An 8,724-nucleotide genomic window follows, 5' to 3' on the forward strand; every position below is an offset into this window, starting at 1 on the left:
CATTGACCTGCCGACGCCGTCAGTAAAGGGCGTGGAAATCCTGCGCATACCGGACCACCAGGCTCGCTACCGCGCACACTGGTCGGAAGAGACTCTAGCTACATCCAAGGAAAGGGGCGCCCCAATGTCGCTCACGAATTCAACGAATCCGGCCCAAGAAATGGCGGCAACAGAAATAGCGACCCCGGACACCGGGCCAGCCCAACGTCCACCCTGGACGTTCCTGACCAATCACAGCCATGTGCTCCTGGCTGTCAACGAGAACTCCCGCGCGCGCGTGGACGACATAGCAGCGACTGTTGGCATCACGCCCAGGGCAACCCTGCACATTCTTGCGGACCTTGAGGAGGCAGGCTACCTGGAACGCCTCCGCGAAGGACGCCGCACTCGGTATGTGATCCAACCCCGCCAGCACTTCCGCCATCCCGCCGAAGCACATCAGGAAGTCGGTGCACTCCTGGCGATCTTCGCTCCCCACTAACGGACACCTACGAAAGGAATCATCATGAGAAGCAGAACCGCGGCCCTCCTGGGCTCCGCCTTTCTCCTGACCGGGGCCCTGTTCCTGACCGGTTGCGACGATACGCAACTCCCGCAAACACCGGGAGTGGAGGAAGAGGATGGTGCCCAGGACCAAGACGAAGGCAATGATCAGGAGAGCGAAAAGCAGGACGAGGACTAGAGGCAATCAGGCGGGCCTGAAGAGTGAGAGGCCGAGGAGGGCTCGGGGGAGACCATGACAAAGGAACATTGGGCCTTCAGGCACGGCCAACGCTGGTTTTCGCAGACATGTCCTACAGGAGGGCGGTGATGAGTCTTGATTATTGTTCTCGCGGGTATTGATGGGGCGGGTAAGACCACGGCAGGAAAACTGCTCACAGAGCGACTCTCCGCGGCGGCTTATCCTGCGACCTTCACCGCGAACCCATCCGGTCGGCGAAGCATGACCGCGTGGGGTACTCGGCGCAACATCCACCCACCGGCGGTTCTGTTGGATGCACTGGAAACCACGATCCGCTGCGTCAACGTGCTGATCTCCCACTTACGCGCGACGACCGGTTCTGGTGTTGTCATCATGGACAGACACCTCTACTGTCAGCTAGCGCTGAGGCGAGTGCGTGGCCTACGTCCAGGCTGGTTTCTTCCGCTGCTGCTGCGGGTCCTCCCCACCCCGGATATCGTTTTTTACTTCGATGTGCAGACGGATATTGCACACACCAGGGTCAATAGCCGAGCCGCGGACAGTGAGACCTTCGAGCATCTGGGTGCGTTCAACCAGGCCTATCGAGAACTCCAAGACTTCCCGTCCTTCATCACCATCGACGCGAGTCACACTTCGGAGCAAGTTGTTGACGACATGCTGCAGGAGCTCGGGATGTGCGGACTGGGGCTGCAACCGTGAGTTCAAAACGCGACACTCGGCCCGGGGCCAATATCAACAGTTACCGCCGCAGGCTGGTCACGAACAGCAATGTCGAGCTCATGGCCTGGCTGTTCATGCGATGGTCCGGTGCACTCCTCGTTGCACTGATCTTCGTGCACCTCTTCGTCAACCTTGTGCTCGGTGACGGTATCCAGCAGATTGACTTCGCCTTCGTCGCGGGGAAGTGGGCCAGCCCCTTCTGGCAGTGGTTCGACCTGATCATGCTCTGGCTCGCCATGCTTCACGGCACAAATGGCCTCCGCGTCATCATCAATGACTACACCGATACCTCCCGATCGCGCCTCATGCTCAAAACCGTCCTGCTCAGCTGTTCACTAAGTATCATCGCGCTCGGATCACTCGTCATCTTCACTTTCGACCCCTGCCCCGTCAACGCCTCCGCAGAATTGCTACCCGAATTCTGTCCCTAAGGTTTTCAAGCCTTCCAGTCACCTGTAGCCCCGGCGATGCCACAGCCATTAGCTGGGAAGGTACCGTCTTGTCACACCTGCCTGTTGCCTCGATGCAAGGGGCCGCCAAAGGTTCCCGGGCGAGGCCGGCCTTTCCATCCGCAGTGGCAAAGTAAATTGTGGATCCTGGGTATGGGCTTGGCACCATCACTGGAAGTACTCGGGTCTGCTGACGTACGTCTCGCCGACGAACATCACTCCGGATTGTCCGTCAAGCAGCACCCGGATCGCGTCGATCAGCGCGGGCGCGTTCTCGGGAGGCAAAACTGTGATGAGCATTGTAAGGGTGTCGTATTCGTTGAACAACAGAGCACCCGAATGCGCACCGTGGTGGCCGAGGCCGGATACACCTGACACTGCGGTGTATCCGGTTGCTCCAGCTGAGACGATCAGCTCGCGAACTGGAGGTGCGTCGCGATTCGAGATTACGACCTCGACTCGGGTCATCTTCGTCAAACCAGTCATGACGGTGTTCCTTCGCTGGTGGGGGTGGTGTTGTGGTGACTGGAGGACCATCCGTACCGACCGTACAAATACCACGGGGATGAGGCATCTTCGCGGGCGGTGAGGCTGATCCAATTGTTGTTGAAAAGGTTCTGCAGCACGGTGTTGCGTCCAATGATTTCGATAATGTGCTTCAGTGGTGCCTGCACAATTACTGCCAGCCGCATCGGTTCGTGCACGAGCCGGTCGCCTACGCCCAGTGACTGCCAGGGCAGTCCTCGCCGAAGATCGCCGCGCTGACCGCTCAGGACACCGAGCGTACCGATGGCGTTGTGGGTGGTTTTGGTTCCGGCGCCGAGCGTTTCGGGGTTCAAAGCTGAGAAGTAGTACTGGTGGTTGATCCACTGCGCTACCACCACGGGGGCGGTGAGGATCGTCTCCAGTGCTGCACCCTTCGGATCGAGCTCGGGCCGGTAGGAATGCAGGAAAACGCGGCGTTCCAAATCGAGTGCGCGGGTGAGCTCTCGTGGACCGATAATGAAGGCTGCGTTGCCGACGAGACCCCACTCGGGATAGACCTCGGCCCAATCATCAGCCCGCCGACGGGTCTTCTTGGTTGCGTGCCATGGTGAGGCACCTGGCAAGGATTGTGCTCGTTCGCGGATGAGTGCGTCCGACGCTGCCCCTTGAAGCCTGTCGAAGTCGTCCACGAGTTTGCGGTGGGTTTCGGGGATGAGGTGGGTGTCAAAGGTGGAGATCCGGTCTGTGACGGTGTCGTGCTCCGCTGCGAGGAAGAACGTGTCCACTGGGATGTTGAGTTCTTTTTCGCTCAGTAGAGCGCGGACGTCGGGATCATTCAAGATTGTTGCAGCTGCGCGCGCATTGACGTCTCCGCGGTTCCCTCCGCAGGCACCGCAATCCAGTGCCGACTTATAGAGGTTGTTGGCGCTGGTCGAACCGTGACCGGCGAGTACAACGAGCGGTGCGAAGCGATAGAGACCCATCATTCGTAGTGACGCCTCGGCCAGCCTGACGCGCTCCTGGAGGCTGAAGGCTTCGACGACGGTCACCGAGGACTCCAATGACGGTCTGGAGGTTAGCGTAGCAATCCATTTTGCTGCGGTAGTGGGGGCGAATGTTCGTAACGCTGTTGAGACCCCGAACAGCCAACCCGTTGCCTCAGCGAAGGCGAATGGGGACACCGTTGTTGATTCACCGGTGTGAATTCCTGCGGCGAAGGCTTGTCGTGTCCGCAGTCCCTTCGTGTAGGACGCAGCGTCACCTGCGTCTTGTGGAACCTCGGTTATATGGTGGTGCGCTGAAAGCAGTGCCGGCAGGGAGTCGATCGATGACGGTGAGTTGTACGTGGAGAATCGGACCGGCACACCGAAGAACCCTGCGAATCCGAAAGTCTCAATACGCGGATCCAGCCTTTCTAGGTGGCGACGAATGCCCTCAGACCGCGGATCGATGCACGCGACCAACTGCAGGTGTGGCAGCGAGTCAGCAGGCTCGCTATTGCCGAGCGGGAGCACCAGTGTTCGCGCGTAGTGCACTTCGTAGGCGCGCTGAAGAGTGTAAGGGTGGTCTCGGAGAGGATGGAAAGCAAGCACCCGTCCGATAATGGCGACAGTTTTGCGGTCGGTTCCGACGCCGAGGCGCTCGGCTACGCGGACGGCGCGCGGCCAGAGATCTCTCCGACCATCCGTCGCGACCTCTTCAGACGTCGAGAGGGCTGCGGAGCCGGAGGAGTGAGCCAGCAGCATTCGCAGGCTCAGCCGTACTGCAAGATAGTCCACCAGGTCTACGTCGCCGACGTGCTCCGATCTCCATTTGATATGGGCAGCCCAGCCCGGGAGGCCGGCGAGCTCCCTGCGCAGAATCGAGTCCTCGTCGCGGGCAGGAACCTCTAGACCGGTCATTGCAGAAGCGACGGCGTCCTCCGGGCGAGTGGGTAATCTTCGCGCAGTTCTTCGGGCGGCCCCGGGCAGATCGGGATCGTGCGTGGCAAGATGACGCCAGGCTGCGTAGAAACCGTCCCGGCGGCGCGGGATCCGCCACAACGGATCCGGGTCAAGGAACGCCGCGACCCACTTCGACGTGATGTCGTCGACGAGGTCGTGCTGTTCACTTGGAGTGGTCGGTGAGACCGTGGTCGGCGTCGGGTCGGTCAACTCTGCAACAAGGAGCTCCGCCGCGCTGATCGTTGCAGAGCCGACACTCACGGGGCGAGAGCGGAGCTCAGGAATACGTTCGTGCACCGCAGCCAGCAGATCTTCGGGTGTGATCCGACCCGAGTCGATGTCGGCGCGGTATGCAGTCAAGGGACGGGTCGTAACGACTCCTGGCACTTGAACACTCTCGAAGTCGGTGCTCTCATAGCCGCCCAACGGATTGACAGCGATGAAGGAGTTCAGCGGCCACTGGGGCACGATGTCTCGTGCGGCGCGCGCTATGTCAGCTCTGGTCTTAAGGCTCATGTCAGGTTCCTTTCAGCGAGTGGGTTTTGGGTGTTCCTGCCGCGAGACTGCGGGTATAGATGACCTCATGCAGTACGTTTCGGCGGTCGGAGTAATAGGCCACCCACTGGATGGCGATCAGCAGCACCGCTGGCAGGAGCACCCACCATGGCGAGACGGCAGCAGTGACCAGTATTTCGCCCAGGAGGTTATCGACTGCTGCGACGGAAGCCGTGTAGGCAAGGGCGAGTAGGGCGATGCCGAAGATGCTGACCACGCCGGTTGCGACCGACAGCCGCGACAGCAGGGTTGCACCCAACGTCACTGAGCCCGTGAGGACTACGAAGGCAAGCAGTGCCACGCTCGACCCGGAAACATCCTTGGCCAGCAGCGCCAACGACCCGACCACCGCGCTGAACGGAATAAAAACCGCCAGAACCATCACAATCCACAGGTGCTTTGGTGGCACCGGCTGGCGTTCGGGCCAGGCGCGCCGCACCTGGTCACGGTTCACCCCGGTGCTCGCTGACAGGAACAATGCGGACTTATACAGTCCATGGGCAACGAGGTGAAATACCGCTCCCGCAAAGGCGCCCAAGCCGCAGGCCATGACCATGAAACCCATCTGCGCCATCGTCGAAAACACGAGGCGCCCCTTCACATCGGGCTTGACCAACCGCACCACCGATGCATAAACCACGGTCGCAGCACCGGCGGCGAAAACCACTGCCATGACAACCGCCGATCCGGCGACCGCCGGCGAGAACCGGATGAGCAGAATCGCCCCGGCGTTGACCACTCCGGCGTGGAGCAGCGCCGACACCGGCGTCGGAGCCGCAAGTGTGGAAGGAAGCCATCCGTGGAAAGGAATCTGACTCGAACGTGCGAGTGCCGGCACGATCAGCAGTAGCCCGATGACGACGCCGAGCGGGACGGGCACCTCCTCGACCGCGCGACCGACGTCGGACAGGGCGAGATCGGCACCGCCGATACTGATCAGAATCAGCGCGGCTGCGAGCAGACATGCATCGCCAAGGACGAACCGCCGAAGGGTGCGTTGGACGCCGTCACGCGCTTGTCGGTCGTGGGAGTACATGTTCAGAACCAGCACCAGGCTGATACCGGCCGCGAGCCACCCCACCACAAACATCACCACGCTGCTCGCGCAAACCAAGACGATCGTAGAAGCTGTCAGCAGGTTGGCGACGCCGACGAACCAGCCCTGTCGGGCGTCGCCGCGCAGATACCTCACCGCGAATGACTGGGTGACGGTGCTCAGTCCCAGCACCATCACTATCATCACGATAGCCAGGGCGTCCAAGGTCAACGCGAACGCTCCATGACCCAGGGAGACGGCCTGCGTCTCGCTCACGGCGACGTCGATGGCGAGCCCCACAGCCGCAATGAAACCGATCCCGCTAATACTGGCCGCACCCATCGCAGCACCATCCCGGAGTCCCCTGACGGTTGCTCCAAAGCTCGCCGCACACCATGGGGCGACCAACGCCGCCACAGCAAACGCACTCGCACCCGCACTCATAGCCCTCCTCATCAACCTGTCTACCGCCATACAATACACGAACTACAGATCGCGTATTGTATGGCGCGATACTGATAGGACGAAAGGGAAGGCGTGGCACCCGATCCCGTCAAGGGAGAATATGTTCGTTCTCACGAATCATGCCCATGTGCTGATGCGCCTATCGGCGAACCCCAGAGCACGACTGCGGGACATCGCCGAGATCATGGGAATCGTCGAGCGCGCCGAACAACTGATCGTCGCCGAACTCGAAGTAGCTGGTTACCTCGACCGAGAGCGGGAGGGCCATCGCAACGTCCACCGCTTCAATGCCCCGATGCGAGAGCACAAAAGTAGTCATCTGATCGGACCACCCGGTTCGAGTAGGCTTTAGGCCTGCACTGCGTGAAGGGAGTCTTGCCGCTGTGACGTATGTTATCGCTCTTCCCTGCGTGGACGTGAAGGATCGGGCCTGCATCGAAGAATGCCCGGTCGACTGCATCTACGAGGGTGACCGGATGCTCTACATCCACCCGGATGAGTGCGTTGACTGCAATGCCTGTGTGCCCGTTTGCCCGGTCGAGGCAATCTACTACGAAGATGATGTGCCGCAGCAGTGGGCCGACTATTACAGGGCCAACGTCGAGTTCTTCGACGACATCGGATCCCCCGGCGGGGCCGCCAAAATGGGCGCATTTGCCAAGGATCACCCCCTGATCGCCGCGCTGCCGCCGCAGACTATCGTCTAAATTATCCCTAATCGAACGCGCGGGAGCGCATCGGCGGGGATACCTTCTTCGCCGCGACAACCTCGCTGAGGAGGGCGGTGGCCAGCCCGCACCTAGTCTCGATGACGCATTGCGTATCGTCAATCTCGCGCAGGTAGCCGAGCGCATCGATGAAGCCGCCCTCGATGCGCGAACGAACGACGAACTGGGTGCCGAGCGGAAAGTCGACGAGTAAGTTCACTAGCCTCGATCTTTCATGGGGTGGGGTTTCCGCGGGGTCAGGGCTTACTGGCTGCCTGATGTGATTGATTCTTGCATGCGGGTGTGACAGTGCGGCCGCTGACCGGTGGCGGGAGTCGTTGATGGTTCCACATCCATCGTGTTTGTGCGGGCTTTCCTGGTTTCCTGGGGTGGGCCTGTTTGCCACTATGGCGGGCTCAGTGCCCTGATCCTTTCCAGGCCTTTGATCAGCAGGCCTGTGTCGGGTGCTGCCGCGGCGAGGTGAAGGATGAGCTTGCGGGCGTGGGTGCTGATCTTCCCGGCGATTTCAAAGATCTTGGCCCTGATTTTCTTTGGTTCCCAGCGTCTGGCTTTGGTCCCGTGGAAGGCGAGCATTTGGGTCCAGGCGGCGAGCATGACCAGGTGGCACCAGAACGTGTTCGCGGCGAAGGAGTGCAGGGGAAGGTTCTGAAGGCCTGTGTCTTTGGCGTTACGGATCCGGTCCTCGCAGCGGGCCCGGAGCCGGTGGCGGACTTCCAGGTCCGCGAGCTGTCCGCGTTTCTGGTTGGTGGCGAACGCGGTGTAGCGCATTCCGTCAATGTCGGTGATCCGCAACTGCGCCCCTGGATGGGGCTCCTCTTTGCGCACGATGACGCGCATCCCGGCCGGCCAGGAGCCAAGGTCCAGCATCGCGGTGATGTCCGCTACCCAGGCGCCGTTGCGTTCGATCCCGTCGCTGTTATACGCTCGGGCCCAGGCCTTCTTCGGGATCCGGGGCAGGACTGCCTCGACGGCACCGTGGATGGGGAAGCCGACCGAGTAACCCAGGTTGCGGTGCCTAGCTGTGAGCCAGTTCAGGAACTCGTGGGTGCCGCCGGCGGAATCGGTGCGAATCATGACCTTCCGCCCCGACCGGTAACCCACCGGGAGTTGCTTCAGCGAGTCCCGCACCACGGTGATGTGATCCGCAGCGGTGTTCGACCCAGCATTGCCGGGTCGCTGCAGCACCGCCAGCAGTTCCCCGGTGCCCTCCGGACCGTGGTCCAGGAACGACGCCAGCGGGTGGAACCCGAACCCCTTCTTCCACGTGGGGCGGGCTTTTTCCTTCTCCGAATGCGAGTTCACTAAGGTGGCGTCGAGGTCCACGGTGAGCGGGTTCTCGGTGCTGACGCCGTGCAGTGGCGAGTGGTCCCCGGCCGCGGCCCAGACATGGGCGCGGGCTGCGGCCCTGGCCGCATTGACTGCCGACAGTACCTTGGCAGGTTTGATTGTCGAGACGGTGGTAACCAGCCGGCTGATGGTCGGATCAGAGGCAACTGGACCGTAGACATCCGGCTGCGCACGGAGCCTGTCAATGTCGGGAGATACAGTCACCGCCGGTGGCCAGCGACAGCGCCAGATCGGTGATGATCTTCGCGGGATCATGGCGGGCGAACGGTTTACGCCACGCCTCCAGACCCGC

10 protein-coding genes and 1 pseudogene are annotated in these 8,724 nt (G+C 61.4%); 5 read left to right on the forward strand and 6 right to left on the reverse strand.

Going from position 1 to position 8,724, the window contains the following annotated elements; translation table 11 throughout:
* The 4 genes from Y708_RS0119970 to Y708_RS0119985 all read left to right on the forward strand — a co-directional run.
* On the forward strand, positions 1-481 hold a 481-nt coding region (locus Y708_RS0119970; RefSeq protein WP_343212999.1), incomplete at its 5' end, for a helix-turn-helix transcriptional regulator.
* Positions 482-505: 24 nt separating this feature from the next.
* Positions 506-682, forward strand: coding sequence for a hypothetical protein (locus tag Y708_RS29455; protein ID WP_155853968.1), 177 nt, complete (start codon positions 506-508; stop codon positions 680-682).
* 135 nt (positions 683-817) lie between these two features.
* Positions 818-1,402, forward strand: coding sequence for a dTMP kinase (locus Y708_RS0119980; RefSeq protein ID WP_028281283.1), 585 nt, complete (start codon positions 818-820; stop codon positions 1,400-1,402).
* A 32-nt stretch (positions 1,403-1,434) separates the two neighbouring features.
* Positions 1,435-1,854, forward strand: coding sequence for a succinate dehydrogenase hydrophobic membrane anchor subunit (locus Y708_RS0119985; RefSeq protein WP_051479223.1), 420 nt, complete (start codon positions 1,435-1,437; stop codon positions 1,852-1,854).
* A gap of 186 nt (positions 1,855-2,040) precedes the next feature.
* Here Y708_RS0119985 and Y708_RS0119990 read toward each other — a convergent pair whose 3' ends face one another.
* The 4 genes from Y708_RS0119990 to Y708_RS29460 form a co-directional block, all read right to left on the reverse strand.
* Positions 2,041-2,358: a P-II family nitrogen regulator gene (locus Y708_RS0119990; protein ID WP_026552736.1), complete on the reverse strand. Its 318-nt coding sequence runs from the start codon at positions 2,356-2,358 to the stop codon at positions 2,041-2,043.
* Entirely contained in the window at positions 2,355-4,817 is a 2,463-nt protein-coding gene (locus Y708_RS26675) for a DUF2309 domain-containing protein (RefSeq protein ID WP_051479221.1), read from the reverse strand. The genes Y708_RS0119990 and Y708_RS26675 overlap by 4 nt, the downstream gene beginning before the upstream one ends.
* 1 nt (position 4,818) lies before the next feature.
* Positions 4,819-6,336: a proton-conducting transporter transmembrane domain-containing protein gene (locus tag Y708_RS27770; protein ID WP_162150508.1), complete on the reverse strand. Its 1,518-nt coding sequence runs from the start codon at positions 6,334-6,336 to the stop codon at positions 4,819-4,821.
* A 160-nt stretch (positions 6,337-6,496) separates the two neighbouring features.
* Positions 6,497-6,676, reverse strand: coding sequence for a hypothetical protein (locus Y708_RS29460; protein ID WP_155853969.1), 180 nt, complete (start codon positions 6,674-6,676; stop codon positions 6,497-6,499).
* A 64-nt stretch (positions 6,677-6,740) separates the two neighbouring features.
* On the opposite strand from Y708_RS29460, the gene fdxA reads away from it, so the two are divergent.
* A complete protein-coding gene (gene fdxA / locus Y708_RS0120010; protein WP_028281285.1) occupies positions 6,741-7,064 on the forward strand; it encodes a ferredoxin in 324 nt (107 codons plus the stop codon).
* 7 nt (positions 7,065-7,071) lie between these two features.
* On the opposite strand, the gene Y708_RS0120015 is transcribed toward fdxA, so the two are convergent.
* Together Y708_RS0120015 and Y708_RS26685 are read right to left on the reverse strand one after the other, a co-directional pair.
* Positions 7,072-7,284: a hypothetical protein gene (locus tag Y708_RS0120015; RefSeq protein ID WP_028281286.1), complete on the reverse strand. Its 213-nt coding sequence runs from the start codon at positions 7,282-7,284 to the stop codon at positions 7,072-7,074.
* Between the two features lie 185 nt (positions 7,285-7,469).
* A pseudogene (locus Y708_RS26685) lies at positions 7,470-8,724 on the reverse strand (IS1380 family transposase); the annotation flags it as partial.

Origin of the sequence: Arthrobacter sp. H5 (assembly GCF_000520595.1) — a bacterium.
Lineage (GTDB): Bacteria > Actinomycetota > Actinomycetes > Actinomycetales > Micrococcaceae > Arthrobacter_D.

What these genes read in the sequence shown, in the direction of transcription:
- Y708_RS0119990 (WP_026552736.1), bottom strand. Translation starts at nt 2,358, where the DNA reads ATGACTGGTTTGACGAAGATGACCCGAGTCGAGGTCGTAATCTCGAAT.
- Y708_RS26675 (WP_051479221.1), bottom strand. Translation starts at nt 4,817, where the DNA reads ATGAGCCTTAAGACCAGAGCTGACATAGCGCGCGCCGCACGAGACATC.
- Y708_RS29455 (WP_155853968.1), top strand. Translation starts at nt 506, where the DNA reads ATGAGAAGCAGAACCGCGGCCCTCCTGGGCTCCGCCTTTCTCCTGACC.
- Y708_RS29460 (WP_155853969.1), bottom strand. Translation starts at nt 6,676, where the DNA reads ATGACTACTTTTGTGCTCTCGCATCGGGGCATTGAAGCGGTGGACGTT.
- Y708_RS27770 (WP_162150508.1), bottom strand. Translation starts at nt 6,336, where the DNA reads ATGAGTGCGGGTGCGAGTGCGTTTGCTGTGGCGGCGTTGGTCGCCCCA.